The following is a 25,259-nucleotide window of genomic DNA, read 5'->3' on the forward strand; positions in this document are numbered from 1 at the left end:
CACGACCGGGCGGGGCGCTCCCCACTCCCCCGGCACGGCCCGGCCGCGCGCCGCTGCCTGCCCCCTGCTGCCCCGTCCTTGCCTGCCCCCAGCCGCCCGGGAGGTGACCGTGTACGCCGAGGAGCGCCAGCAGGCGATCGCCGGGCTCGTGACCGAGCGCGGCCGGGTCGCCGTCACCGCCGTGGCCGAGCACTTCGGGGTCACCACCGAGACCGTCCGCCGCGACCTCGCCGTCCTCGAGCGGGCCGGGATGCTGCGCCGGGTGCACGGCGGGGCCGTGCCGATCGGCGCGCTGGCCGTGGTGGAGCCCGCCCTCGGCGAGCGGCGGCGGACCCGTACCGACGCCAAGCGCCGGATCGCCGCCGCCGCACTGGCGCAGCTGCCCCCGGCCGGGGGCAGCATCATCCTCGACGGCGGCAGCTCCACCGCAGCCCTCGCCGAGCTGCTCACCGGTGACCGCCCGCTGGTGGCAGCGACCAACTCGGTGCCGATCGCCGCCCGGCTCGCCGGTGCACCGGGCCTCACGCTGCACCTGCTCGGCGGCCGCGTGCGCGGCACCACCCAGTCGGCCGTCGGGGAGTCCACCGTGGCCGCGCTCACCGGGCTCCGCGCCGACGTCGCCTTCCTGGGCACCAAGGGCATCAGCGCCGAGCACGGCTTCTCCACCCCCGACGAGTCCGAGGCCGCCGTCAAGCGCGCCATGGCCCGGGCCGGGCAGCGCGTGGTGGTGCTCGGCGACAGCACCAAGCTGGGCCGCGAGCACCTGGTGCGCTTCGCGGCCGTTCCCGAGGTCGACGTCCTGGTCACCGACGACGAGGCCGACCCCGCGCTCGTCGGCGAGCTCCAGCGGTGCGGGGTGGAGGTGGTCGTCGCGTGAGCAGCCCGCTCCCCGCCACGGTGGTCACGCTCACCGCGAACCCCAGTGTCGACCGCACCCTGGAGCTGCCCGGCCCGCTGGCCCGCGGCACGCTGACCCGGCTGGGCGCTGCCCGCACCGAGCCCGGCGGCAAGGGCGTCAACGTCGCGCGGGCGCTCGCCGCGGCCGGCGCCGACGTGCTGGCCGTGCTCCCGGCGGCCTCCGACGACCCGCTGGTCTCCGCACTGCACGCGCTGGGCCTGCCGGTGGCGGCCGTGCCGATCGACGTGCCGGTGCGCACCAACCACACGCTCACCGAACCCGACGGGACGACGACGAAGCTGAACGAGCCCGGCCCGCGGCTGGAGCCGGCCACCCTCGCGGCGCTGCAGCAGGCGGTGCTCACCGCGGCCGCCTCGGCGCGGTGGGTGGTGCTGTCCGGGTCGCTGCCGCCGGGAGTGCCGGTCGACTGGTACGCCACCGTGGTCCGGGCGCTGCGCGGCACCGGCGCGCGGATCGCCGTCGACACCTCCGAGGAGCCGCTGCAGGCGCTGCTCGCCGCCGGCCCGGACGCCGCACCCGACCTGCTCACCCCGAACACCGCCGAGCTCGCCCAGCTGGCCGGCGTCCCCGAGGCCGCGCTCGTCGACGACCCGGACGCCGCCCGGGCCACCGTGGCCTGGCTGCACGGACGCGGCGTCGGCGAGGTGCTGCTGACCCGCGGCGCCGACGGGGCGGAGCTGTCCACTGCCGACGGCGGGCGCTGGTCGGCCCGGCCGCACCCGGTCGCGGTCCGCAGCACGGTCGGCGCCGGCGACAGCAGCCTCGCCGGGTACCTGCTGGCCGACCTCGCCGGCGCGGCCCCCGCCGCCCGGCTCCGGTCGGCCGTCGCGCACGGCACCGCCGCGGCCGCGCTGCCCGGGTCCGCCGTCCCCACGCCCGCCCAGGTCGGCCTCGTGACCGTCGACGTCGTCCCCGGCGTCCCGGCCCCGGTGGGGGCCCGCCGGTGACCGCCGCCGAGGGGACTGCCGTGCCCGCGCTGCTCACCACCGAACTGGTGACGCTGGACGCCGACCTCGGCCCGGACCGGGGCGGCGTGGTCGCCGTGCTGGCCGGGCTGGTCGCCGCGACCGGCCGGGCCACCGGCGCCGAGGCCCTGCACGCCGACGCGATGGCCCGGGAGGCGAAGGCGGCCACCGGGCTGCCCGGCGGCATCGCCATCCCGCACTGCCGGTCCGCCAGCGTCACCCGGCCGACGCTGGCCTTCGCCCGGCTCTCCCCCGCCGTCGACTTCGGTGCCGCCGACGGTCCGGCCGACCTCGTCTTCCTCATCGCCGCCCCCGAGCACGGCGACGCCGACCACCTCACCCTGCTCAGCGCACTGGCCCGGGCGCTGGTGCGCCCGGAGTTCGTCGCCTCGCTGCGTGCCGCGGCGACCCCGGCGGAGGTGGTGCAGCTGGTGCAGGACGTCGTGTCCCCCGCGCCGGCGGCGCCCGTCGCAGCGCCCGTCGCAGCGCCTGTCGCGCCGCCGCGCCCGGTCCGCCGGCTGGTCGCGGTCACCGCCTGCCCCACCGGGATCGCGCACACCTACCTGGCCGCCGACCGGCTCGCCGCCGCCGCCCGCGAGGCCGGTGTCGAGCTGCACGTGGAGACCCAGGGCGCCTCCGGTGCCACCCCGCTGGACCCGGCGGTGGTCGCGGCGGCCGACGCGGTCGTGTTCGCCGTCGACGTCGGCGTCGAGGCCCCGGAGCGGTTCGCCGGCAAGCCGGTGGTGCAGACCGGCACCGGGCGGGCGATCAGCGCACCCGGTCAGCTCATCGCCGACGCGCTGGCCGCCGCCGACGACCCGCAGGCCCGGCGGGTGCCCGCCACCCCCGCGGGCAGCGCGGGCCGCCTCGGCGTCGGCACGCCCCGTCGCGCGGGCAGCGAGGTCAACCGCTGGCTGCTGACCGGCGTCAGCCACATGATCCCGTTCGTCGCGGCGGGCGGGCTGCTCATCGCCCTGGGCTTCCTGCTGGCCGGGTACCCGGTCTCGACCACCGCCCCGGGCACCACCGTGTCCTACGCGCAGAGCTGGGTGCTCGACCACTCGCTGTTCGACCTGCCCACCAGTGACGTCGCCGACCTGCGCGGCGGGCTGGCGGGCTACACGGGTGCCCTGCTGTTCCTGCTCGGCAGCCTGGCCTTCGGCTTCCTCGTGCCGGCACTGGCCGGCTACACCGCCTACGCCATCGCCGGCCGGCCCGGCCTGGCACCCGGCTTCACCGTGGGCGTGGTCGCCACGACCGTGGGCGCGGGGTTCCTCGGCGGCCTGGCCGGCGGGCTGATCGCCGGCCTGGTGGCCCGCTGGCTGGGGGGCCTGCGGGTGCCGGACTTCGTCCGCGGGCTGATGCCGGTGGTGATCGTGCCGGTCGGCGCGACGCTGGTCGCCGGCGGGCTGATGGCGATGGTGCTCGGCCGGCCGCTGGCCGCCGCGGGCACCTGGCTGACCGAGGGGCTCGACGGGCTGTCGGGGAGCTCCTGGATCGTGGTGGGCGTGCTGCTGGGCGCGATGATGGCCTTCGACGTGGGCGGCCCGGTCAACAAGGCCGCCTACGCCTTCGCGACCACCGGGCTGTCCAGCTGGTTCACCGACCCGACCGACAACACCGGACCGCTGGTCGTCATGGCCGCGGTGATGACCGCCGGGATGATCCCGCCGCTGGCGCTGGCGCTGGCCAGCACGGTCCTGCGGCCGCGGCTGTTCACCCCCGCCGAGCGCGCCAGCGGCCGGGCCGCCTGGCTGCTGGGGCTGGCGTTCATCTCCGAGGGCGCCGTCCCGTTCGCCGCCAACGACCGCCGACGGGTCATCCCGGCGGTCGTGCTCGGCAGCGCCACCACCGGCGCGATCGTCGCCGGTTGCGGCGTCGAGCTGTCGGCACCGCACGGCGGGGTCTTCGTCTTCTTCGCCGTCAGCGGGTGGGTCGCCTGGGCGATCGGACTCGTCGCCGGCACGGTCGTGGGCGGTCTCGCGGTCGTGGTCGCCAAGAGCATCAAGCAGACACCGGCCCGTGCCGATGGCTCCGGTGAGCGCACCGCCGACCTGGCCCGCACCTCCCTGCCCGGCGGCGCCCCGGCACACTGAGACGAGCACGTCGACCAGAAAGGCAGGCACCGATGCCCTCCAAGACCGTGACCGTCGGCTCCTCCGTCGGGCTGCACGCCCGCCCCGCCGCCCTCATCGCCGAGGCGGTCACCAAGTCCGGCGTGCCCGTCACCCTGGCCACCCCCGGCGGCAACCAGATCGACGCGGGCTCGCCGCTGATGATCATGACGCTCGGCGCCAAGCAGGGCACGGACGTCGTCGTCAGCTCCGACGACGAGGCCGTGCTGGGCCGCATCGCCGCCATGGTCGCCAGCGACCTCGACGCCGACTGACGAAGGACCCCGTCCCCCTCGCACGCTCGGGGCGAGCCTCTGGACGGGGCCGGACGACGCAGCGCCCGTCCTCCGCGGGGAGGACGGGCGCTGTCGTGTGCTGGGCCGGTCAGCCCTCGCAGGCCCCCTCACTGGGCCAGCCACATCCGTCCGCCCCGAGTCGGGAGGACACGCGGGGAGAGGGGCCGCGCCTCACACCAGGGCAGGCCGCCACCGGATGACGAGGACGAGCAACCACAGGTAGGCCGCCACGGCCGAGCCGGCCAGGACCCACCCGAGCCAGCGCATCCAGTCGAGGTCCTCGGGCAGCAACCGGTTGACGAAGCCGACCAGGACGGCCGCACACCACCCGAGGACCGGAGCTGCAGCCCAGCTCCGCAAGCGCGGCACGCCGGGATCCGCGGCGACCAGCCCGTCCGACCAGACCCGCCGGAGGAAGGACGAGCCGGCGACCCCACAGGCACCGCCCACGAGGACCAGCACCACGCCGACTGCCTGGGCGGAGCCCCCTGTGAGTGCGACCAGTGTCAGCCCGGCTCCCACAGCGATCACCCCGGCCAGGGAGGAGCCCAGCCCGGTCCGCCGCCAGGCGAGCAGGGTCGCCACAGTCACCGGTTCCCGGGCCGCCTCGGCGCGCCCCCGGTGCAGACGTCCTGCTCCTGTCACGGTCGACCCGCTCCCCTGTGCGCCCCCCGACACGACCGGGTCATCCAAGCACCCCGGGACGGCGGAGGGGCAGCTCAGCGGGGTGCGCGGAGGGCGGCGGCGAGGCTGCCGCGCACCGGCAGGCCGGGCAGCAGCAGCATCTGCGTCAGGTGGTACGCGTCGGGCTGGCCGACCCAGGTGCCGGTGCTGGGGGCGCCCTCGGGCGTCAGCTCGTGGTGCCAGCTGCCGGTCGCCGGGTCCAGGAACAGCCGGTCGCCCAGCTCCTCCCACGTGCGCTGCAGCGTGGCGGCGCGCGGGTCACCGGTCACCGCGTAGCGCACGGCCGCGGCGGCCACGGCCTCGCAGACCACCCAGTGCATCCGGGCGCCGACCACCGGGGCGTCGTCCCAGTCCAGCGTGTACGGGAAGCCCGGGTGCCCGTCGGCGGCCCAGCCCCGCTCCGCGGCGGCGACGAACAGCCGGTCGGCGTCGGCGGACAGCCACCCCGGCGCGTGCTCACCGAGGGCGGCCGCGAGGTGCAGGCACAGCCGCGACCACTCGAACTGGTGCCCGACGGTGATGCCGTAGGGCCGGAACGGGTCGGCGGGGCGGTCCCGGTTGAACTCCGGCAGCGGCTCCCAGGAGTGCGTGTAGTGCTCCGGCAGCCGCCAGTCGCGCTCGCGGGTCCAGCCGTGCACCACCCGCTCGACCGCCCGGAGGGTGTGGGTGCGCAGCCGGGCCGCCGTCCCGGGGTCGGTGGTGGCGAGTGCGTCGGCCGCGGCCAGCATCGCCTCCACGCCGTGCATGTTGGCGTTGGCGCCGCGGTAGTCCTCGCCGGTGGCCCAGGTGCGGTCGAAGGACTCCCGGGCCAGGCCCTCCTCGTCGTCCCAGAACCGGCCCTCCCACACCCCGAGCGCCTCCTCGAGCAGCTCCCGCCCGCCCGGGGTGCCGGCGGCGGTGGCGCTCGCCCCGGCCAGGACGACGAAGGCGTGCACGTAGGCGGCCTTGGTGTCGTCGCCCCGCTCCTCGTCCCCGCGGCCCGCGTCGTCCGCGCTGGACCGCCAGCCGCCGTGCTCGGCGTCGTGCAGCGGCCCGGTGCGCAGCGCGGCGACCCCGTGCGCAGCGAGCTCGTCCGCGCCGGGGTGGCCCAGCAGCGACCCGAGCGCGAAGACGTGGGTCATCCGGGCGCTGATCCAGGTCTCGACCGGCCGGTCGAGCAGCTCGCCGGCGTCGTCCAGCCACCCGAAGCCGCCGGACACCCGCGACCGGGCGGCGAAGGCGAGCAGGGACGGCAGCTGGGTGCGCATGGTCAGAACGTAAGAGCAGTGCCCGGGTCGTGCAGCAGCGCGCCGAGGTCGGCGAGGAACTTCGAGCCGAGCTCGCCGTCGATGATCCGGTGGTCGAAGGACATCGCCAGCGTGGTCACCTGCCGCGGCACGACCTTGCCCTTGTGCACCCACGGCGTCTCGCGGATCGCCCCGAAGGCCACGATCGCCGACTCGCCGGGGTTGAGCAGCGGCGTGCCGGTGTCGACGCCGAACACGCCGACGTTGGTGATCGTGATGGTGCCGTCGCTCATCTCGGCGGGTGAGGTGCGCCCGGCGCGCGCGGTGGCGGTCAGGTCGGCCAGCGCCCCGGCCAGCTGGGGCAGGGAGAGCGAGCCGGCGTCCTTGATGTTGGGCACGACCAGCCCGCGCGGGGTGGCCGCGGCGATGCCCAGGTTGACCCGGCTCTTCACCACGATCTCCTGGGCCGCCTCGTCCCAGGAGCTGTTCACCATCGGGTGCCGCTTCACCGCCAGCAGCAGCGCCCGGGCCACGAACACCAGCGGGCTGACCTTCACCCCGGCCAGCTCGGGGCGGGCCAGGAGCCGCTGCCGCAGCTTCATGGTGCGGGTGACGTCGACGGTGTGGAAGACGGTGACGTGCGGCGCGGTGAACGCGCTGGCCACCATCGCCGCGGCGGTGTGCTTGCGCACGCCCCTGACCGGGATCCGCGTCTCGTCCAGCGTCACCTCGGTGCGCACGGTGGCCGTGCCGGTCGGGTGGTCGGCGGCCCCCCGCACGGCGTCGACGTCGGCACGGGTGATGACGCCGCCCGCGCCGGTGCCGCTGACCGTGGCCAGGTCGACCCCGACGTCCTTGGCGTACTTGCGCACCGGCGGCTTGGCCAGCGGGCGCAGCGGACCGGAGCCGGGCACCGGCGAGGTCGGCGCGGCAGCCTGGGTGTCGGCGACGGTGGCGTGTGCCTCCGCGGCCCGCCCGGCCTCCAGGCCGCCGAGGCGGACCGGCTTGACCGTCGCGTCCGGCGCGCTGGGCAGCAGCGACGGGCGCCCGGCGCCGGAGCCGTAGTCGGCCTCGGGCAGCACCTGCGGCGCCGCCGCCCGGCGGGGACGGCGGGTCGCCTCGGTGGTGCGCGGCCCGTAGCCGACCAGGACGGCGGTGCGCTCGGGCGCCGGCGCCGGTGCGTCCCCACCGAGGTCGATGGTGATGATCGGCGCGCCCACGTCGACCGTCGTCCCGGCCTCGAAGAGCAGCTCGGTGACGGTGCCGGCGAAGGGGCTGGGCAGCTCGACGGCGGCCTTGGCCGTCTCGACCTCGCACAGCGGCTGGTTCACCGTGACGGTGTCGCCCACCGCGACCAGCCAGGTGAGGATCTCGCCCTCGGTGAGGCCCTCGCCGACGTCGGGGAGCTTGAACTGGCGCAGGTCGGGCATCAGAACCCCAGCGATCGGTCGACGGCGTCGAGCACGCGGTCGAGGTCGGGGAGGTACTCCTCCTCCAGCTTGGCCGGCGGGTACGGGGTGTCGTAGCCACCCACGCGCAGCACCGGCGCCTCCAGGGAGTGGAAGCAGGTCTCGGTCACCCGGGCGGCGATCTCCGCGCCCAGGCCCAGGGTCACCGGCGCCTCGTGGACGACGACGCAGCGGCCGGTGCGCCGCACGGAGGCGAACACCGGCTCGAGGTCCAGCGGCGACAGCGTGCGCAGGTCGATGACCTCCAGCGAGTGGCCGTCGGCCGCGGCGGCCTCGGCGGCCTGCAGCGCCGTCTTCACCATCGGGCCGTAGGCCAGCACGGTGACGTCGTCCCCGCCGCGGACGACGCGGGAGCCGAACAGCGGGTCGGGCGTGGCGTCGGGGTCGACGGCGCCCTTCTCCCAGTACCGGCGCTTGGGCTCGAGGAAGACGACCGGGTCCGGGGAGGCGACGGCCTGCTGGATGCCCCAGTAGGCGTCGGCCGGGGTGCTGACGGCGACCACCTTCAGGCCCGCGGTGTGCGCGAAGTACGCCTCGGGGCTCTCGCTGTGGTGCTCGACCGCACCGATGCCGCCGCCGAAGGGGATCCGGATGACGATCGGCATCGGCAGCCGGCCGCGGGAGCGGGCGTGCAGCTTGGCCACCTGGGTGACGATCTGGTTGTAGGCGGGGAAGACGAACCCGTCGAACTGGATCTCGCAGACCGGCCGGTAGCCGCGCATGGCCAGGCCGACGGCGGTGCCGAGGATGCCGGCCTCGCCCAGCGGGGTGTCGACCACGCGCTGCTCGCCGAAGTCCTTCTGCAGGCCGTCGGTGACCCGGAAGACCCCGCCGAGGCGGCCGATGTCCTCGCCCATGAGCACGACCTTGGGGTCGTCCTCCAGGGCCCGGCGCAGGCCCAGGTTCAGCGCCTTGCCGATGGTGAGCGTCTCGCTCATGTCAGGCCTCCTCGAACGAGGCGCGGTACGCCACGAACTCGGCGCGCTGCTGCGCCAGCTCGGGCGTCGTCTCGGCGTAGACGTGGTCGAAGATCTCCGTGCCGGCGGGCTCGGGCAGCTCCCGCGTGCCGGTGCGGATCCGCACGGCGAGCTCGTCGCCCTCGGCGTCCACGGCGTCGAAGAAGGCGGCGTCGGCCAGCCCGCTGCGCGACAGGTGCGCCTTGACCCGCGCGATCGGGTCGCGCAGCGCCCACTCCTCCAGCTCGCTGGCCAGCCGGTAGCGGGTCGGGTCGTCCGACGTCGTGTGCGCGCCCATCCGGTAGGTGTAGGCCTCGATGAACGTGGGTCCGGAGCCCTCGCGGGCGGCGGCGAGCGCGGCCCGGGTCACGGCCAGGACGGCGAGGACGTCGTTGCCGTCGACCCGCACGCCGGGGAAGCCGAACCCCGAGGCGCGCTGGTACAGCGGCACGCGGGACTGCCGCTCGATCGGCGCGCTGATCGCGTACTGGTTGTTCTGGCAGAAGAAGACGACGGGGGCGGCGAAGGTGGCCGCCCAGATCATCGCCTCGTTGACCTCGCCCTGGCTGGTCGCGCCGTCGCCGAGGAAGGCCAGCGTCGCGGCGTCCGCGCCGTCGCGCTGCATGCCCATCGCGTAGCCGGTGGCGTGCAGGGTCTGCGCGCCGATGACCACCGTGTAGAGGTTGAAGCCGGTGGCCACGGGGTCCCAGCCGCCCTGGTCGACGCCGCGGAACATGCTGATCACGTGCAGCGGGTCGACCCCGCGGGTCCAGGCGACGCCGTGCTCGCGGTAGGTCGGGAAGGCCATGTCCGCGGGCATGAGCGCCCGGCCGGCGCCGACCTGTGCGGCCTCCTGGCCCAGCAGCGAGGCCCACAGCCCCAGCTCGCCCTGCCGCTGCAGCGCGGTCGCCTCGGCGTCCCAGCGGCGCACCAGCACCAAATCGCGGTAGAGGGCGCGGAGCTCCTCGGCGGTGACGTCCAGCGCGTAGTCGGGGTGCTCGACGCGCTCGCCCTCCGGCGTGAGCAGCTGGACGAGGTCGGGCTGGTCCGGGAGGTGGGGGACTCCGGCCCCCGGCACCGGGTCGACCATCTCGGTCGTCTCCGACAGCACGTCCACTTCGGGCATCTCCTCGCCGTCTCGCGCTCCACCGGGCACCGGGGTGCCCGTCTCTGGGAGCCCGTACCGCGCTGGATGTGGCGCCGCTCACCATGGTGGCACGCCGGTCCATCTGTCAGGAGATCATCTACCGGTCGTTCTGCGCAACCACCTCCCCCTGTGGTGCGCACGATGTCGTTACTAGGACGTCCTCGCATGTCAGACTGACCACCGTGACCGCCCGACTGGACGCCACCGACGCCCGCCTGGTCCTCGCCCTCGCCGAGGACCCCCGGTCCACCGTGCTCGCCCTGGCCCAGCGGCTGGGCCTGGCCCGCAACACGGTGCAGGCCCGGCTGGCCCGGCTGGAGTCCGCCGGCGTGCTGGACCCCTTCGACCGGCGGGTCCGGCCCGAGGCCCTCGGCTACCGGCTCAGCGCCTACGTCACCGTGCAGGTCACCCAGCGCGGCCTGGACGACGTCGCGGCGTCCCTGGCCGCCATCCCGGAGGTGCTCGAGGTGGTGGGGCTGTCGGGGGTGGCCGACCTGCTCGTGCAGGTGGTGGCCCTCGACGCCGACGACCTGTGGCGGATCACCGAGCAGGTGCTGGCCGTCCCCGGCGTGCAGCGCACCGACACCAACCTGGCGCTGCGGCGGTTCGTCGACCACCGGATGACCCCGCTGCTCGAACGCGCCGCGGGCAACGGCCGCACCGAGGACTGAGCGCGCTCAGCGCGGCCGGCGGACCCGCACCGGGCCGCGGGCGGTGGCCACGTCGACCACCTCGCCGCGCTGGGTGACCTCGGCCCGACCCTCGGCGACCAGCCGCCCTGCCGCGGCCCGCGCGGCCGGCATCAGCGCCCGCCAGCCCTCCGGGTCGACCGCCCGCGCGGCCTCCGACGGGCAGATCGTCGCCTCGGGACGGCGCTGGTCGAGCAGCTCGTCGATGGTGCGCTCCAGCGCGCGGTCGACGTCGTCCATGCCGCCAGCGTCCTCCCTCCGCGGTCGCCGTGCACGAGGTGCTGGCGCCCGGCCACCCCGGAGGAGGAGGCTGCGCCGCGTGCGCCGCCTGCTGGTCCTCCTGCTCGGTGGGCTGCTGGTGCTCACCGGGTGGGTCCTGGCCCCGGCGGCGTCCGCCTGCAGCTGTGCACCGGCCACCACCGCCGAGCAGCTGGCGCGCGCCGACGTCGTCTTCACCGGCACGCTCGTCTCCCGGGAGCTGTTGCGGCCCGACCCGGTGACCAGCCGCAGCGACGACCCGGTGGTGCACGTGTTCGCGGTGGACACCGTCCTCAAGGGCGCGGCCGGTGCGCGACAGACGGTGGTCTCGGCGGCGTCGTCGGCGTCCTGCGGGCTGGGGCTGTCCGGGGACGGACCGTTCCTGGTCCTCGCCACCGCACCGTCGGACGACCCGACGGGGCAGCTGACCGCGGGCCTGTGCAGCGGCACCGGCCCCGTGCCCCCCGGGCTGGCCGCGCAGGTGCAAGTCCTCGCGGCCGGGGCCGGGACGACGGGCGGGGCCGGGACGACGGTCGGCCCCGGCACGCCGGGCGGTCCCGGGGTGGCCGACGTACCTGTCGACCCGTTCATGGGGACCTACGTGGACCCTCCGACGAGCACCTTCCTGCTCCTGCTCGGCGGTCTCCTCGGGCTGACGGTCCTGGTCGGGGGGCTGGCCGCCTGGGAGGGCCGTCGTGCCGACCGCCGGGAGCTGCGGGTCGTCGTCCTCACCCGCGACTGACCTCACCGTTTGCCCGGCGCAGCGGGCCGGGTAGCCCGCGGGCATGGCGACGCAGACCTCGATCGGGACGTTCGGCAAGGGCAGGCGCGGGATCAGCACCCTCGGCTGGGTGGTGCGCGGTGCCGCCGCCGGCGCCGCCGGGACGACGGCGCTCAACGCCGTCACCTACCTGGACATGACCATCCGGGGCCGGGGCACCAGCGACACCCCCGAGCAGACCGTCGAGGCGCTCGCCGACAAGGTCCACGTGCAGATCCCCGGGGACGAGGAGAAGCGGTCCAACCGGGTGCAGGGGCTGGGGCCGCTGACCGGGCTGGCCGCCGGGATCGGCGCCGGGGTGCTCGCCGGGCTGCTGCGTGCCGCCGGCTTCCGCCCCGCACTGCTGGTGGGCATCGCCCAGAGCACCGTCACGGTGCTCATCGGGTCCAACGGGCCGATGACCGCCCTCGGCATCACCGACCCGCGCACCTGGTCGGCCACCGACTGGATCAGCGACGTCGTCCCGCACGCCGCCTACGGCGCCGTCACCCACGCCACCCTCGCCGCCTTCGACCGCGACTAGGCGCTACACGGAGTCCCAGCGCAGCGTCCCCCGAGCGCTGGGACTCCATGAGGCGACAGACTGGCGGCGTGGACGAGATCACCACCGAGGCCGAGCTCCGCGCGGTCATCGGTGAGCCGCTGCCCCGGGTGGCCACCAAGGACCGCCCTGCCCTCGACGAGATCGACCGGCAGTGGCTGGCCCGCTCGCCGTTCTGCCTGGTCGCGACGTCGGCGGCCGACGGCAGCTGCGACGTCTCCCCCAAGGGCGACCCGCCCGGCTTCACCGTCGTGCTCGACGACCGGACGATCGCGCTGCCCGAGCGGGCCGGCAACCGCCGCGCCGACGGGTTCCGCAACATCCTGTCCAACCCGCACGTCGGGCTGATCTACCTGCTGCCCGGCCGGGACGACACGTTCCGCGTGCAGGGCCGGGCCCGGCTGGTGCGCGACGCCGACCTGCTCGACCGCATGGTGGTGCGCGGCAGCCGGCCGCTGCTGGCGATGGTCGTGGAGATCGAGACGGTCTTCTACCACTGCGCCAAGGCCTTCATGCGGTCGCACCTGTGGGACCCAGCGACCTGGGACGCCGGTGACGTGCCCACCCGGCCGCAGATCGCCCAGCGGCAGGAGCGCCCGGACGCGTCGCTGGAGGAGCTGGAGCGCTACTACGGCGAGGGGTACCGGGCCGGCCTCTACCCCGCCGGCTGACCGGCCAGCGCGGCGGTGACCGCCGCCTCGACGTGCAGCCGGGTGGTGGGGAAGACCGGGACCGGGCTGTCGGCCGCACAGACGAGCAGCTCGATCTCGGTGCAGCCCAGGACGACGCCCTGCGCGCCGGCGTCGACGAGCCGGCGGATCACCCCGCGGTAGGCCTCCCGGGACTCCTCCCGGACCACACCCAGGCACAGCTCGTCGTAGATGACCCGGTGCACCTCGGCCCGGTCGTCGGCCGGTGGCACGAGGACCCGCAGCCCGTGCCCGGCCAGGCGGTCGCGGTAGAAGTCCTGCTCCATGGTGAACGCGGTGCCCAGCAGCCCGACCGTGTCCAGGCCGGCGGCGGTCACCGCGGCCGCGGTGGCGTCGGCCAGGTGCACCAGCGGGATGCCGACCGCGGCCTGCACCTGGTCGGCGACCTTGTGCATGGTGTTCGTGCAGATCAGCAGCAGCTCGGCACCGGCGGCCTCCAGCCCGCGGGCCGCCTCGGCGAGCAGGTCCCCGGCCTGCGCCCACTCGCCGGCGACCTGCAGCCGCTCGACCTCGGCGAAGTCCAGCGAGGCGAGCACGCAGCGGGCCGAGTGCAGGCCACCCAGCCGCTCGCGCACCAGCTCGTTGGCCAGCCGGTAGTACTGCGCGCTGGACTCCCAGCTCATCCCACCCAGCATCCCGATCACCCGCTGCCCGGCCACGGCGGTCATGACAGCAGCTGCCAGCCGCCCTCGTCCACCCCTCCGGGCACCGGCGCCTCGGGGTCGTAGGGCGTGCGGGTGAAGACGAAGGTCGCCAGGTCGAGGTGGTCCGGGGCGATCCGCAGCGTCTCCCCGGCGAAGTAGCCGTCCAGCCCGACCCACGTGCCGTCGGGGCGCGGGGCGAACCGGCTGGCCCGCCCACCACGGCCGGGCAGCGGCCCCAGGTGCAGCAGCCCACCGGCCTGCGCGCGCAGCACGTACGGCGCCGGCCCCCAGAACCAGACGCCGAGCAGGTCCAGCGGCAGTGCCGGCGCCGACGGCGTCCAGGCGTCCACCACGCGCGGCTCGGCGGTGCGCAGGTCCGCGAGCAGCCCGGGCACCAGCGGGTCCAGGCCGCTGGTGGTGTTGGCCAGCGTCACGGCGCCGATCTGCTCGAGCCGGTCGACGAACACCCCGGCCAGGAACCCCGGCATCGACCCGCCGTGCCCGACCAGCACGTGGCCGTCGACGCGCAGCACCTGCAGGCCCAGCCCGTAGGCCGACCAGCCCGGCGCCGAGGAGTCGACGCCGGCGGGCACCGTCATCTCCTCCAGCGTCGCCGCCGACAGCACGTCCCCGGTGTCGCCGATCAGGAAGGCGGCGAGCCGGGCCAGGTCGGCGAGCGTGGCCCACAGCTGGCCGGCCGCGGCCATCACCCCGGCGTCGTGCTCGGGCTCGGGCAGCACCACGTCGGCCCACGGGTGCACCGCGGCGCCCACCGCCGCGCGTCCGCTGGGCCGGGGCGTCGTGCGGGTCATGCCCAGGGGCAGCAGCACCTCGTCCCGGACGGCGTCGGCCCAGGGGCGCTGCCGGTGCCGGGCGACGAGCTCACCGAGCAGGCCGTAGCCCAGGTTCGAGTAGTGGAAGCGCCGGGCCGCCCCCAGGACGACGTCGTCACCGGTGAGCCGCAGGTCCTCCAGCGAGCCGCCGGGCACGCGCTCCCACCAGCCGCCGGGGCTCTCGGACCCCGCGCCGGCCAGGTGCGACAGCAGCTGGCCCACGGTGCGCTCCCCCAGCGGGGTGCCGGGCACGTGCCGCTCCAGCGGGTCGTCGAGGCCGAGCAGGCCCTCGTCGCGCAGCCGCATGACCACCAGCGCGGTGACCGTCTTGCTGATCGAGCCGAGCCGGTGCTGGACGTCCTCGTGCGGCTCGGCGACGTCACCGCGCCCGGTGGACCAGGCCAGCCCACCGTCGCGGACGACGCCGGCGACGAGGCCCGGCGCCCGGCCGTCGCGCTGCACGCGGGCGGTGCGGGCCAGCAGGGCACGGGCGGTGGACGGGAGCACCGGTTCGACCATCCCCGCAGGCTAGCCAGCCCGGACCGACGCGGTCTCCCCCAGCGGCAGCCGGCCGGTGCGCTGCGCCCAGCGCTCGAACACCACGGTGCACAGCGGCGGCAGCGAGGCCAGCAGCGCCAGGGCCGTGGTGTTCGGCGACCAGCGCAGCACCCGCCAGGCCAGCAGGGTCGTGGCGACGTAGGCGAGGAACACCACGCCGTGCACCGGGCCGGCGAGCTGGACGCCGACCTCGGAGGTCTTCAGCACCCACTTGACGAACATCCCGGCCAGCAGCAGCACCCAGCTCACCGCCTCGGCGACGGCCACGACGCGGAAGGCGCGGGCGACGGTGCGCGGGTCGGTCAGGGCGGCGGGCACGGCACTCCTCGGGTCCAGCGGTCGGTCGGGCACATCCTGCCCGGGCTGCCTGTGCGCCCCGCGGCGACGGCCTCGTGGAGCACCCCGGACGCACCGGTGCCCCGGTCGCCAGCAGGCGACCGGGGCACCGGGAACAGCGGGTCGGGTCAGCCGAGGCGGCGCATCGCGGTGATGCCACCGACGGCGTCGATGCTGGCGACCTTGACCACGTCACCGGACGTCGGGGCGTGCACCATCTGCCCGCCCCCGATGTAGATGCCGATGTGGTAGACGGGGCTGCCGAAGGCGATCAGGTCGCCGGGCTGCAGGTCGCCGCGGGAGACCGCGCGGCCCATGGAGGCCTGCGCCTTGCTCGAGTGCGGCAGGGAGACGCCGGCGGCGGCGTAGGCGTACTGCACCAGACCTGAGCAGTCGAACGAGCTCGGGCCGGCGGCGGCCCAGACGTAGGGCGAGCCGCGCTTGGCCATGGCCGCCGCGACGGCGGTGCCAGCGGCACCACTGGCGGCGACGGGAGCCGCGTCCTCGGCCGGGGCGGGAGCCGCCGGGGCGGCCGGGGCTGCCGGGGCGGCGGCGGACCGGGTGGCCCGGGACGCCGCGGGCGCCTGACGCTCGGCGGCGGCAGCGGTGGCCGGCGCAGCGCTGGAGGCCTGCTCGGCCTGGGCGGCCTGCGCTGCCTGGGCGGCCTCGGCAGCGGCGGCCTCGCGGGCCGCAGCGGCAGCAGCAGCTGCGGCCTGCTCCTCGGCGAGCTTGCGGGCCCGCTCCTGCTCCTCGGCGGTGAGCCGGTCGAAGTCGGCCTTGTACTGGTCGATCTGGGACTGCAGGTCGGCCTGCTGGCGGGCGACCTCCTCGACCTGCGCCTGCGCGGCGGCAGCGGCGGAGTCGGCGTCGGCCTTCGCCTGGGCGGCGGCCTGGGTGGCCTGCTCGGCCTCGCCGAGGACCGCGTTGTTGTGGTCGGCGATGGTGCCCAGCGTGCCGACGCGGTCGATCATCTCGTCGGCGGAGGTGCTGGTCAGCATGGCCTGCAGGGTGTCCAGGCGGTCGCCGGTGTAGGCGCTGCGGGCCACCTCGGTGACCTTGTCGCGGGCACTGCCCACCGCGGCGTCGGCGTCGGCGACCTTGGCGGCGGCCTGCTCGGCGGCGGCCTGCTGGTCGGCCAGCTGCACACGGGCGTCGTTGAACTGCTCGGTGACGACCTCGAGGTCGTGACCACGGGCGGCGACGAGGGCCGCGGCCTCCTGCGAGCTGGCCGGCGTTTCGGGCGCGGCCGACGCGGGAAGGGAGGTGAGGGAGACGACGCCGGCGGCGGCCAGCGAGATCAGGACGGCGGTCGTGGACCGACGGCGGGCAGAGCTGAGCGAACTCGCCATGTGAGGCGGGTGTTTCCTTTCTTCCACTCGCCGCCTACCGAGTTAGCTGACGGGTTCGGGCGGGAAGACGCCCGGCTCCGCACGGCCCGTACGGGTCGCGTGGAGCTTCACCCCAGTGCTGCGGTGGGTCCCCGGTCCACTGGCCCGCAGTGCTGCACGGGCCGCTGTGGTTCGGCGGCGGTCCAGGCGGTCGCTCCCCGGGAGGGGGCTGAGGTGCCCGTCCGGACCGTCGCCCACCGTAAGCGTGTGATGGGGAGATGACAAACGGTCGGGCCCGATTTGTGCAGAAACTCCTGGCGAGTGCACGGACACGCTCACCGGGCGTGACAGGCTCGCCGGATGCGTGGCCTCGGGCGGCGGGAGTTCTGCCTCGTGCTGCTGCGCCGGATGGCCGACTCGCGGCCTGACCTGGTCACCGGCGCGCTCGTCCGACTGGACGCCGACCGCGCGGAGGCCCGCGAGGCGCACCGCCGGTGGCAGGCGCTGCAGCACTCCGCGGCGGGGCCGCGCGGCGTGTCGCTGCGGAGCGCCGTCCTCGGTCCGACCGAGGAGTGTGAGGAGCGCCTCTGGGGCGACGTGGCCCTCGTCGTCCGCCGCTGGGCGCTGCCGCTGTGGCCGCAGCTGCGCTGGGAGGTGGTCTCCCTGCCCGGGGGCCCGGTGCTCGGCGAGCAGCTGGTGCGCGCGGCCGGGTCGCCGCTGCCCGCGGCGACGGCCGGTGACCTGCGGGTGTGGGAGCACACGGTCGGCGACGTGGCCGCGCTGCCCGGCGCGGTGCAGGTCGACCCCCGGGTGGCCAGCCGCTGGGAGGTGCACGTGGCCGGCGTCCGGGCGCAGTTCGTCTGGGGGCTGCTGCAGCAGGTGCAGCCCGGGCCGCCATGATCGGGCCCGTGCCGAGCCTCTCCCCCGCTGCCTGGGACGACCCCGTCGTCCAGCAGCTCGCCACCGCCCAGCAGGACGAGCTGCGCATCCGCTACGACGGCAAGGGCGAGCCCGGGGTGCCCCCGTCGGCCGGCGACGTCGCCGTCGTCCTGGTCGCCCGCGACGACGACGGGACGCCGATCGGCTGCGGTGCGCTGCGGGCGCTGGAGCCCGGCGCGGCCGAGGTGAAGCGGATGTACGTCGTCCCGGCCGCCCGGGGACGCGGGGTGTCCCGGCTGGTGCTGGCCGGGCTGGAGGCCGAGGCGCGGGCCCGCGGCTGGACCACGCTGCGGCTGGAGACCGGGCCCCGGCAGCCGGAGGCCGTCGGGCTCTACACCGCGGCCGGCTACGCGCCGGTCGGCGCCTTCGGGCACTACGTCGGCCACCCGGACGCCACGCACTCCCTCTTCTTCGCCCGCGACCTGACCTGAGCGCGGACTCACAGCCGCCCTGGCGGGCGCGACCGGCCTGTACCTGGTCACATGGGCGGGTGCAGGTGGCGAGAGAGGCGCGCGGCCTGCTGGCCACCATGCGGGACCGGCTCGCGGGGCGGGACACCGCGCTGATCGCCGCCGGGCTCACCTTCTACGCCGGGATCGCCGTCGTCCCGGCGCTGGTGCTGTCGCTGGGACTGACCAGCTGGGTCGCCGGCGGCGACCGGGTGCGCACCCTCACCGGGCAGCTGGCCTCGGTGCTGCCGACCGAGCTGGGGGCGCCCGCCGCGGTCGCCCGGCTCGCCGACGCCGGCACCCAGCTCAGCGTGGTGGGGGCGCTGCTGACCCTGCTGCCGATCTCCCTCTACGGCGAGGGCGTGCGCCGGGCGCTGCTGCGCTTCAGCCCCGCGCACGACCGGTTCACCGCCTGGCGCGGCCGGCTGGCGTCGCTGCCGCTGCTGGTGCTCGCGCCGCTGCTGCTCTACCCGTTGCTGCTGGTCGCCCGGCTGCTGGCCCGGCTGGCCGACACGCCGGGGTTCGGCGCGACCGTCGGCGGGTTCTTCGCCGGTTACTACTCGGTGCTGTTCGCCCTCACCCTGCCGCTTGTCTGGGTGTTTCGGGTGGTCGCGGCCGGCCGGCTGCGGTGGCGGGCCGTCGTGGTCGGCGCCCTGTTCACCGCGGGCTCCCTGTCGGGCTTCCTGCAGGGCTTCGTACTGTTCCTGGCCCTGCCCCTGGACCTGGGCGCCCCGTTCGGCGGGCTCACCGCGGTCGGCGGGGCGGTGGCCGTGGCGTTCTGGCTGTTCCTGCTGCAGTTCGTGCTCATCGCCGGGTGGCTGTTCACCGAGGCGATCGACGAGCGGCTCCGCCGCGGGACGCCGGCGGTCAGTCGCTGAGCGGGTGCTCCTCGATCAGCCGGTCGCGCTGCTCGGCGACGTCGTAGGCCGGCGCGGGCAGCCGCGGGTCCAGGTCGGTGAGGGTGTCCAGCAGCAGCCGGCCCACCGCCCAGTTGCGGTACCACTTCCGGTCGGCGGGGACGACGTACCAGGGCGCGGCGTCGGTGCTGGTGCGCTCGAGCACCGTCTCGTAGGCGCGCTGGTAGTCCGGCCACAGGGCGCGGTCGTCGAGGTCACCGGGATCGAACTTCCACTGCTTGGCCGAGTCGTCGAGCCGGGCCAGCAGCCGCTGCTTCTGCTCCCACGGGGAGATGTGCAGCAGCACCTTGACCAGGGTCACGCCGTCGTCGACCAGCTGTTGCTCGAACCGCACGATCTCCCGGTACCGCCGCTCGACCACCGCCGGCGGGGCCAGCTGCCGCACCCGGCCGGCGAGCACGTCCTCGTAGTGCGAGCGGTCGAACACGCCGAGCTGACCGGGCGCGGGGACGGCGCGCCGCACCCGCCAGAGGAAGCCGTGCCGGAGCTCCTCCGGGGTGGGCCGCTTGAACCCGGTGACCGCCACGCCCTGGGGCTGGACGGTGCCGACGACGTGCCGCACGACGCCGCCCTTGCCGCTGGTGTCCATGCCCTGCAGCACGAGCAGCACCCGCCGCCGTCCGCCGGTGACGCCCTCGGCGTAGAGCCGTTCCTGCAGCTCGGCCAGCCGGCGCCCCTCGGCCGCGGCCACCTCACGGGTGTGCTCCTTGTCCCCGGGCACCAGCGGGGTCGACCGCGGGTCGATCTCGCGCAGCCGCACCGGGGCCGCGGGGGCGCGCAGCGTCTCACGCAGGGAGGGGGCCATGGGGTGGAGCCTAGGGACGCCGCCCGCCGGTGCGCCCCAGGCATGGGTACCTCTACCTGTGTCCCGGGAGCCCCGGACACAGGTAGAGGTACCTATGCCTGTGTCTGGGTCAGCTCGGCGGGGAGCGGGTCGTGGTGGAGGACGACGAGGCTGCTCACCGCCCGGGTGAGGACGACGTAGAGCCGGTGCAGGCCGCGCGGCTCGGCGGCGACGATCGCCGCGGGCTCGACGACCACGACCGAGTCGAACTCCAGGCCCTTGACCAGCGTCGCCGGCACCACGGAGACGCGGGCGGGCTCGGACCCGTCGTCGGCGAGCGCGGCGACGTCCAGCCCGGCCGCGGTCAGCATGGCGACCACCTCGGGCACCGCGGCGTCGGCGCAGACCACGCCCGTCGACCCCTCGGCGGCCGCCAGCTCCGCCACCACCGCGGCCAGCGGCCCGGCCAGCGTCGACACCGGGCGCAGCTGCAGCGCCCCGGGCTCCCGGCGCACGGCGGTGGCCGCGCCCAGTCCCGGTGCGATCGAGGGCAGCAGCCGGTTGGCGAAGTCGAGCACCTCGCCGGGCACCCGGTAGCCGCGGGTGAGCGGGCGCACCGAGGTCTCCGGGCGGCCCAGCGCGGCGAGAGTCTGCGCCCAGTCCGCGGCCGACCACGGGCTGGTGGCCTGGGCGAGGTCACCGAGCACGGTCAGCGACCCGGCACCCAGCCGGCGGGCGACCGCGCGGCACTCCATCGGCGAGAGGTCCTGCGCCTCGTCGACCATCACGTGCCCGTAGCCGGGCGTGCGCTCCAGCATCCCGGCGACCTCGTCGACCAGGACGGCGTCGGCGAGGGTCCACCGCGCGCTCTTCACCGACCGCGGCGGGGTGAGCCAGCTCAGCAGCGCCTGCTCCTCCTCGGTGAGCACGCCGCGGGCGGCCCTCGCCAGCAGCGCCGGGTCGCTGAACAGGGAGGCGACCAGCCCGGCGGCGTCCACGGCCGGCCACACGGCGTCGCAGAAGGCCCGCACCTCGGCGCTGCGGGCGGTGCGCCGGGTCTCGGCGTCGGTGGGGCTCCCGCCGCCGGCCTCCTTGAGCCGGCGCGCGTACTCGGCCAGCGACATCGCCAGCCGCTCCCGGCCTGCGGCGTAGTGCACGAGCTGGGCGGCGTCGACGCCGCTGGTGCCGGCCCGCCGCAGGTCGTCGACGAAGCGCTTGAGCCGCTCCTCGCCGATCCGGTACTTCTTCCCCGACAGGCTGACCTGCACCGAGTCGATGGGCTTGCTGATGCCGCTCCACAGCGCCCGGCGCAGCACCTCGGCCATCCGCGGGTCGCCCTTGAGGACGGCGACGTCCGGGGCGTCGGAGGCGCGGACGGTCACCCGGGCGGTCAGGTCGGCGACGGTGGCCTGGTCCACCTCGACCTCCCCGAGCGCGGGGAGGACCTGCTCGATGTAGCGCAGGAACGCCTTGTTCGGGCCGACGACGAGCACGCCGGTGCGGGCCAGCTGGTCGCCGTGCGTGTAGAGCAGGTAGGCCGCGCGGTGCAGTCCGACGGCGGTCTTCCCGGTGCCCGGGGCGCCCTGCACGCAGATCGACTCGGTCAGCGGTGCCCGGACGATGTCGTCCTGGTCGGGCTGGATGGTGGCGACGATGTCGCGCATCGGGCCGCTGCGGGGGCGCTCGATCTCCGCACGCAGCAGCGCCCCGGTGCCGGACTCGCCGGCGGCCAGCCGCTCGTCCTCGTAGCTGGTGAGCTCGCCGGCGGCGAACCCGAACCGGCGACGGCGGGCCACGCCCTGCGGGTCGGTGGGGCTGGCCTGGTAGAACGGCCGGCTCATCGGCGCCCGCCAGTCGATGACCACCGGGTCGCCGGCGTCGTCGCGCACGTGCCGGCGGCCGATGTGGAAGGTCTCCGGCGTCCCGTCGGGCCCGGCGTCGGCCGTGCCGTCGGTGCGGCCGAAGAACGCCGGGACGCCGGGGTCGTGGGCCAGGGAGAGCAGCCGTTCGGCGCGGGCGGCGCCCAGGCGCTCGGAGGCCCAGGCGTCGACGCCGGCGTCGGTGACGGCCACCGCGGCGGTGCGCATCTGGCCGAGGCAGTCGGCCGCGCGGGCGAGGTGCCGGCGCTCAGCGGCGAGGACGGGATCGGGGGCGGTGGTCTCGGTCGGGGCTGCAGGAGACACGGTCGGAGGACGCTACGCGCGCCGGCCGCGCCGCTCAACCGACTTCGCGGGCGACGCGCGGGCCGATGTGTAGACCGGGCGTCTCCGGATCAATCACAGGCATGGCCAGTGACCCGACTCCGCCCCCTGTCATCGGGGCCACCGCAGACGACCGGAACGGCAGGCCGGTGGGCACGATCACCACGGTCTTCCTCGACGACGTGACCGGCGAGCCCACCTGGGTGGGCCTGACCAGCGGCCAGCACGCCGCTCCGCAGGCCGACGAGGTGCCGCTGATCGCGCCGGTCACCGGCAGCGCGCTCACCGACGGCCGGCTCCGGCTGACCGTCTCCGCCGACGCCGTGCAGTCCGCGCCCCGCATCTCCCAGCCCGACCGGCTCACCCCGGCCGAGGAGACCACGCTGCGCGAGCACTACCGCGGCGGCACCTCCACCACGGGCACGACGACCGGGCTCGCCCAGGACGCCACCCAGGGCCTGTCCCCGAACACCGTCGGCAGGATCGACGACACCGCGATGACCCGCTCGGAGGAGCAGCTGCGGGTCAGCACCGTGGTCGAGCCCTGGACCCGCGCCGTCCTGCGGATCGAGGAGTTCACCGAGGAGGTCATGGTCCCGGTGACGGTGACCCGCCAGCGCGCCCTCATCGAGCACCGGCCGATCACCACGCACACCGGCGCCCCTGCCGACGGCGGGCTCACCGACGGCGGGCTCACCGACGGCGACCGGTCCACCAGCAGCACGGGGTGGGTGACGCTCTACACCGAGGAGCCCCGGGTCACCGTCGAGCGGGTGCCCGCCGAGCGGGTGCGGCTGGCCACCTCGTGGGTCACCGAGGACACCGTCGTGACCGACCAGGTGCGCCGCGAGCAGGTCGAGCTCACCACCTCCGACACCGTCTGAGCTCCCCCCGGGGCCCGGCACGACGCCGGGCCCCGGGGCACCGCTCAGCCCACGGGCCCGTCCAGCCACCAGTCCAGCGCGGCGGTCACCAGGTCCGGGGTGACCACGTGCCCGCCGTCGAACTCGGTCCAGGCGACGTCGTAGCCGTCCTCGCGCAGACCCGCGGCGACCCGGCGGCCGCAGCGGTCGATCGGCAGCACCCGGTCGTCGGTGCCGTGGCCGATCCAGAAGTGCGGTCGGCCGAACCTCCCCGGTGCGGCCACGAACCCCGGGGAGAACGCCAGCACGGCGCCGGCGAGGTCGCCGTTGGCCACGCCCAGGCTCAGCGCGTAGGACGCGCCGTCGGAGAACCCACCGAGCGCCACCCGGCTCACCGCGCACGTGGCGAACACCGCGTCCAGGGCCGCGTCGAGGACGGCGACGTCCCGGCCCAGCCCGCCGGCGATGAGGTCCCAGGTGGCGGCGGCCGACGTCGGGGCCAGGACGAGCGCACCGCGGGCGGTGGCCAGGTCGCCCACGGCCTGCAGCGCGTCGGCGGCCGAGCCGCCCGCGCCGTGGAGGAAGACGAGCAGCGGCCGCGGCGCCGGCTCACCGGGCGGGACGGCGAGCAGCGCCTCCGCACCCGGGCCGAGGTCCAGCCGGGTCACCCCGGGCGCGGGCGGGGCACCGGTGCGGACGTCGTGCGGTCGGCTGTCGAGGCGGCCGTCCGCCGCGCGGGAGGTGGACATGCCCGCTCCCTACCCCGCTGATGGAGTCCCAGCGCTGCACAAGACGAGCGCTGGGACTCCATCAGGCACGGTCGGCGGGCTCCGTGATGTGCACCCGGACGGCGCGGAACTGGCCCGGGGTCTCCAGCAGCACCGCCTTGGTGGGCTCGCCGACGTCGAGCAGCGGCAGCTGGGGCAGCGCGGCCAGCGGGCCCAGCCGCGGGTCGGCGAGCACCTCGGCGGCCAGGCCGCGGTCACCGCCGGGCGCCAGTGCGACCAGGTCGGCGGCGTGCGGCAGCAGCACCCGGGCCGCGGTCTCGACGGCGTGGCTGACGACGGCGTCGGTCTGGTTGCCCCGGCGGCGGGCGAAGCGCTGCTGCGACCAGCCGCCGGCGGCCGTGCGGCCCTGCACCTGGCGGGCGTCGACCTTGGACACCACCAGCTCGGCCCCGTCGAACACCCCGACCGCCCACCGACCGCGCCGCACCAGGACGACGGCGGTGCGCCGGGGAGCCCGCGCCGCCGCGGTGAACGCGGTGAGCGGGGCCGGTCCCGGCGTCCAGCCGTAGGGCGCGGTGAGCCGCACGGTGGTGGTGTCGACGCAGGTCAGCACCAGCTCCTCGCCGTCCACCTGCACGTCGAGGGCGCCGTGCCGGTCGGCGACGCCGTCCAGCCACCGGCCCAGGCGCTCGGGGGCGACGCCGAGCAGGCGACCGCCACCGGGTGCGGGCCGGGGGCGGGTCACCCCCGGAGCATGTCAGCCGGCCGGCGCTTCAGCCCGCGCTGCCCGGCACCGCGGGCAGCCCGGCCGCCCGCCAGTCGCGGAAGCCGCCGATCACGTCGGTGGCCCGGTGCAGGCCCAGGGAACGGAGCGCGTCGGCGGCCAGGCTGGACGTGTAGCCCTCCTGGCACAGCACCAGCACCTCGACGTCGTAGCCGGTGGCCTGGGGCAGCCGGGCGTCGCTGGCCGGGTCGAAGCGCCACTCCAGCACGTTGCGCTCGACCAGCAGGGCGCCGGGCACCTCGCCCTCCACGGCCCGCTGGGCGGCCGGCCTGATGTCCACCAGGACCGCGCCGGCGGCCCAGCGGGCCGCGGCCTGGGCCGGGGTCACCCGCTGCAGCCGCGAACGGGCCTCGGCCAGCAGGTCGTCGATGGTGCGGGCGCCCGGGGGGCGGGTGAGCGTCGAGCTGGTCACCAGTCCACCCCCGCGCGCTCGGTGCCGGTGCGCACCAGCCGGCCATCGACGACGTCGTAGCTGTTCATCCAGCGCAGTGCCGGGGCGTAGACGTGCACGCTGACCGCGGGCTCGGTGCCCGCGTTGACCACCTGGTGCACGTAGTGGGTGCCGAAGTGCCGCACCCGCCCGGCGCCGAGGTCGGTGCGGACCTCCTGGGCGGTGCCGTCGGTCCGCTCGGCGACCACGCGCTCGGTGAGCGAGCCGCGGGCGACGGCGAAGGCCCCGGCGGACTCGCCGTGGTCGTGCAGCACGGTGCCCTGACCGGGCAGCCAGGACAGCAGCCAGACCTGGGACCGGGCGAGGTCCTCGCGCAGTGGCGCGGGGACGGCGCCGGCCACCGCAGCGGGGTCGAGCAGTGCGCTCCAGCGCTCCTCGGGGCGGAACCGGACCAGCGGTGCCCAGTGCTGCGGGGCCAGCGCGAGGGTGGCGGCCAGGGCGGCGGCGGAGGACGTGCGGGCAGGGGGCGGTGCGAGGGAGGTCATCGGGTGCTTCCTGGATCCGGGCGCAGCTCACCCGCGGACGGCGGGGCTGCGGAGGTGTGTCGGGACGCGGAGGAGCTCAGCGGACCGGACACAGTGCGCTGGCGACCCGGAGCAGGTCGACGGCGCACCGGCGGTGCAGCGCGAGCGAGTACGACACGTCCCGATCAGACCAGCCCGCGGTCTGTCGGTCAAGCCCATCGGCTT

28 protein-coding genes and 1 riboswitch are annotated in these 25,259 nt (G+C 76.1%); of the genes, 12 read left to right on the forward strand and 16 right to left on the reverse strand.

Annotation, left to right across the window (positions count from 1 at the left end; genetic code table 11):
- The first annotated feature begins 109 nt into the window (after positions 1-109).
- The 4 genes from KUM42_RS08850 to KUM42_RS08865 are packed head-to-tail and all read left to right on the forward strand — an operon-like array spanning position 110 to position 4,273.
- Positions 110-877: a DeoR/GlpR family DNA-binding transcription regulator gene (locus tag KUM42_RS08850; RefSeq protein WP_237496392.1), complete on the forward strand. Its 768-nt coding sequence runs from the start codon at positions 110-112 to the stop codon at positions 875-877.
- Entirely contained in the window at positions 874-1,866 is a 993-nt protein-coding gene (locus tag KUM42_RS08855; RefSeq protein WP_237496393.1) for a 1-phosphofructokinase family hexose kinase, read from the forward strand. Before KUM42_RS08850 ends, KUM42_RS08855 begins: the two co-directional genes overlap by 4 nt.
- 20 nt (positions 1,867-1,886) lie before the next feature.
- A complete protein-coding gene (locus tag KUM42_RS08860) occupies positions 1,887-3,980 on the forward strand; it encodes a fructose-specific PTS transporter subunit EIIC (protein ID WP_237496394.1) in 2,094 nt (697 codons plus the stop codon).
- Positions 3,981-4,012: 32 nt separating this feature from the next.
- Positions 4,013-4,273: an HPr family phosphocarrier protein gene (locus tag KUM42_RS08865; protein WP_237496395.1), complete on the forward strand. Its 261-nt coding sequence runs from the start codon at positions 4,013-4,015 to the stop codon at positions 4,271-4,273.
- A 192-nt stretch (positions 4,274-4,465) separates the two neighbouring features.
- On the opposite strand, the gene KUM42_RS08870 is transcribed toward KUM42_RS08865, so the two are convergent.
- From KUM42_RS08870 to pdhA, 5 genes are all read right to left on the reverse strand, one after another.
- Positions 4,466-4,759, reverse strand: a complete 294-nt coding sequence (locus KUM42_RS08870; protein WP_237496396.1) for a hypothetical protein — start codon at positions 4,757-4,759, stop codon at positions 4,466-4,468.
- Positions 4,760-5,013: 254 nt separating this feature from the next.
- On the reverse strand, positions 5,014-6,225 hold the full coding sequence (locus KUM42_RS08875; RefSeq protein ID WP_237496397.1) for an AGE family epimerase/isomerase: 1,212 nt from the start codon (positions 6,223-6,225) through the stop codon (positions 5,014-5,016).
- A 2-nt stretch (positions 6,226-6,227) separates the two neighbouring features.
- Positions 6,228-7,634, reverse strand: coding sequence for a dihydrolipoamide acetyltransferase family protein (locus KUM42_RS08880; protein ID WP_237496398.1), 1,407 nt, complete (start codon positions 7,632-7,634; stop codon positions 6,228-6,230).
- Positions 7,634-8,611 (reverse strand): alpha-ketoacid dehydrogenase subunit beta, encoded by a 978-nt coding sequence (locus KUM42_RS08885; protein ID WP_237496399.1) that lies wholly within the window; start codon positions 8,609-8,611, stop codon positions 7,634-7,636. Before KUM42_RS08885 ends, KUM42_RS08880 begins: the two co-directional genes overlap by 1 nt.
- A 1-nt stretch (position 8,612) precedes the next feature.
- Positions 8,613-9,755, reverse strand: coding sequence for a pyruvate dehydrogenase (acetyl-transferring) E1 component subunit alpha (gene pdhA, locus KUM42_RS08890; RefSeq protein ID WP_237496400.1), 1,143 nt, complete (start codon positions 9,753-9,755; stop codon positions 8,613-8,615).
- A 203-nt stretch (positions 9,756-9,958) separates the two neighbouring features.
- On the opposite strand from pdhA, the gene KUM42_RS08895 reads away from it, so the two are divergent.
- Positions 9,959-10,447 (forward strand): Lrp/AsnC family transcriptional regulator, encoded by a 489-nt coding sequence (locus KUM42_RS08895; protein WP_237496401.1) that lies wholly within the window; start codon positions 9,959-9,961, stop codon positions 10,445-10,447.
- Positions 10,448-10,453: 6 nt separating this feature from the next.
- Here the strand turns inward: KUM42_RS08895 and KUM42_RS08900 are convergent, their stop codons facing one another.
- A complete protein-coding gene (locus KUM42_RS08900; RefSeq protein WP_237496402.1) occupies positions 10,454-10,705 on the reverse strand; it encodes a DUF3253 domain-containing protein in 252 nt (83 codons plus the stop codon).
- Positions 10,706-10,784: 79 nt separating this feature from the next.
- Here KUM42_RS08900 and KUM42_RS08905 point away from each other — a divergent pair, with 79 nt between their 5' ends.
- From KUM42_RS08905 to KUM42_RS08915, 3 genes are all read left to right on the forward strand, one after another.
- Positions 10,785-11,465: a hypothetical protein gene (locus tag KUM42_RS08905; RefSeq protein WP_237496403.1), complete on the forward strand. Its 681-nt coding sequence runs from the start codon at positions 10,785-10,787 to the stop codon at positions 11,463-11,465.
- Positions 11,466-11,508: 43 nt separating this feature from the next.
- Positions 11,509-12,027: a hypothetical protein gene (locus KUM42_RS08910; RefSeq protein WP_237496404.1), complete on the forward strand. Its 519-nt coding sequence runs from the start codon at positions 11,509-11,511 to the stop codon at positions 12,025-12,027.
- A gap of 68 nt (positions 12,028-12,095) precedes the next feature.
- Positions 12,096-12,716 carry a pyridoxamine 5'-phosphate oxidase family protein gene (locus KUM42_RS08915; RefSeq protein WP_237496405.1) on the forward strand — a complete coding sequence of 207 codons (621 nt, stop codon included), beginning with the start codon at positions 12,096-12,098 and terminating at the stop codon, positions 12,714-12,716.
- On the opposite strand, the gene KUM42_RS08920 is transcribed toward KUM42_RS08915, so the two are convergent.
- The 4 genes from KUM42_RS08920 to KUM42_RS08935 all read right to left on the reverse strand — a co-directional run bounded on the left by KUM42_RS08920 (position 12,701) and on the right by KUM42_RS08935 (position 16,475).
- A complete protein-coding gene (locus tag KUM42_RS08920; protein ID WP_237496406.1) occupies positions 12,701-13,423 on the reverse strand; it encodes an aspartate/glutamate racemase family protein in 723 nt (240 codons plus the stop codon). The genes KUM42_RS08915 and KUM42_RS08920 overlap by 16 nt on opposite strands.
- The gene (locus KUM42_RS08925) at positions 13,420-14,751 is read right to left on the reverse strand and encodes a serine hydrolase (RefSeq protein WP_237496407.1); all 1,332 of its coding nucleotides are present in this window, start codon (positions 14,749-14,751) and stop codon (positions 13,420-13,422) included. The genes KUM42_RS08920 and KUM42_RS08925 overlap by 4 nt, the downstream gene beginning before the upstream one ends.
- Positions 14,752-14,760: 9 nt before the next feature.
- Positions 14,761-15,108 carry a DUF3817 domain-containing protein gene (locus KUM42_RS08930; RefSeq protein ID WP_237496408.1) on the reverse strand — a complete coding sequence of 116 codons (348 nt, stop codon included), beginning with the start codon at positions 15,106-15,108 and terminating at the stop codon, positions 14,761-14,763.
- Between the two features lie 146 nt (positions 15,109-15,254).
- On the reverse strand, positions 15,255-16,475 hold the full coding sequence (locus KUM42_RS08935) for an NlpC/P60 family protein (protein WP_237496409.1): 1,221 nt from the start codon (positions 16,473-16,475) through the stop codon (positions 15,255-15,257).
- A gap of 16 nt (positions 16,476-16,491) precedes the next feature.
- Positions 16,492-16,662: riboswitch (cyclic di-AMP (ydaO/yuaA leader) on the reverse strand.
- A gap of 152 nt (positions 16,663-16,814) precedes the next feature.
- On the opposite strand from KUM42_RS08935, the gene KUM42_RS08940 reads away from it, so the two are divergent.
- Genes KUM42_RS08940 through KUM42_RS08950 form a run of 3 tightly spaced genes read left to right on the forward strand, consistent with a single transcriptional unit; the run spans position 16,815 to position 18,720 of the window.
- Positions 16,815-17,354 carry a hypothetical protein gene (locus tag KUM42_RS08940; protein WP_237496410.1) on the forward strand — a complete coding sequence of 180 codons (540 nt, stop codon included), beginning with the start codon at positions 16,815-16,817 and terminating at the stop codon, positions 17,352-17,354.
- 8 nt (positions 17,355-17,362) lie between these two features.
- Entirely contained in the window at positions 17,363-17,824 is a 462-nt protein-coding gene (locus KUM42_RS08945) for a GNAT family N-acetyltransferase (protein WP_237496411.1), read from the forward strand.
- A gap of 59 nt (positions 17,825-17,883) precedes the next feature.
- Entirely contained in the window at positions 17,884-18,720 is an 837-nt protein-coding gene (locus KUM42_RS08950) for a YhjD/YihY/BrkB family envelope integrity protein (RefSeq protein WP_237496412.1), read from the forward strand.
- On the opposite strand, the gene KUM42_RS08955 is transcribed toward KUM42_RS08950, so the two are convergent.
- On the reverse strand, positions 18,710-19,564 hold the full coding sequence (locus KUM42_RS08955; protein ID WP_237496413.1) for a PPK2 family polyphosphate kinase: 855 nt from the start codon (positions 19,562-19,564) through the stop codon (positions 18,710-18,712). The two genes, KUM42_RS08950 and KUM42_RS08955, sit on opposite strands and share 11 nt — an antisense overlap.
- Before the next feature lie 92 nt (positions 19,565-19,656).
- On the reverse strand, positions 19,657-21,726 hold the full coding sequence (locus KUM42_RS08960) for a UvrD-helicase domain-containing protein (protein WP_237496414.1): 2,070 nt from the start codon (positions 21,724-21,726) through the stop codon (positions 19,657-19,659).
- A 167-nt stretch (positions 21,727-21,893) separates the two neighbouring features.
- Here KUM42_RS08960 and KUM42_RS08965 point away from each other — a divergent pair, with 167 nt between their 5' ends.
- Positions 21,894-22,628 carry a YsnF/AvaK domain-containing protein gene (locus KUM42_RS08965; protein ID WP_237496415.1) on the forward strand — a complete coding sequence of 245 codons (735 nt, stop codon included), beginning with the start codon at positions 21,894-21,896 and terminating at the stop codon, positions 22,626-22,628.
- 44 nt (positions 22,629-22,672) lie between these two features.
- Here KUM42_RS08965 and KUM42_RS08970 read toward each other — a convergent pair whose 3' ends face one another.
- The 4 genes from KUM42_RS08970 to KUM42_RS08985 all read right to left on the reverse strand — a co-directional run bounded on the left by KUM42_RS08970 (position 22,673) and on the right by KUM42_RS08985 (position 25,055).
- Positions 22,673-23,356, reverse strand: a complete 684-nt coding sequence (locus tag KUM42_RS08970) for an alpha/beta hydrolase (RefSeq protein WP_237496416.1) — start codon at positions 23,354-23,356, stop codon at positions 22,673-22,675.
- A gap of 61 nt (positions 23,357-23,417) precedes the next feature.
- Positions 23,418-24,080 carry an acVLRF1 family peptidyl-tRNA hydrolase gene (locus tag KUM42_RS08975; RefSeq protein ID WP_237496417.1) on the reverse strand — a complete coding sequence of 221 codons (663 nt, stop codon included), beginning with the start codon at positions 24,078-24,080 and terminating at the stop codon, positions 23,418-23,420.
- A gap of 28 nt (positions 24,081-24,108) precedes the next feature.
- A complete protein-coding gene (locus KUM42_RS08980; RefSeq protein WP_237496418.1) occupies positions 24,109-24,531 on the reverse strand; it encodes a rhodanese-like domain-containing protein in 423 nt (140 codons plus the stop codon).
- A complete protein-coding gene (locus KUM42_RS08985) occupies positions 24,528-25,055 on the reverse strand; it encodes a cysteine dioxygenase family protein (RefSeq protein WP_237496419.1) in 528 nt (175 codons plus the stop codon). Before KUM42_RS08985 ends, KUM42_RS08980 begins: the two co-directional genes overlap by 4 nt.
- Positions 25,056-25,259 lie beyond the last annotated feature (204 nt).

The organism is Modestobacter sp. L9-4, assembly GCF_019112525.1.
Lineage (GTDB): Bacteria > Actinomycetota > Actinomycetes > Mycobacteriales > Geodermatophilaceae > Modestobacter.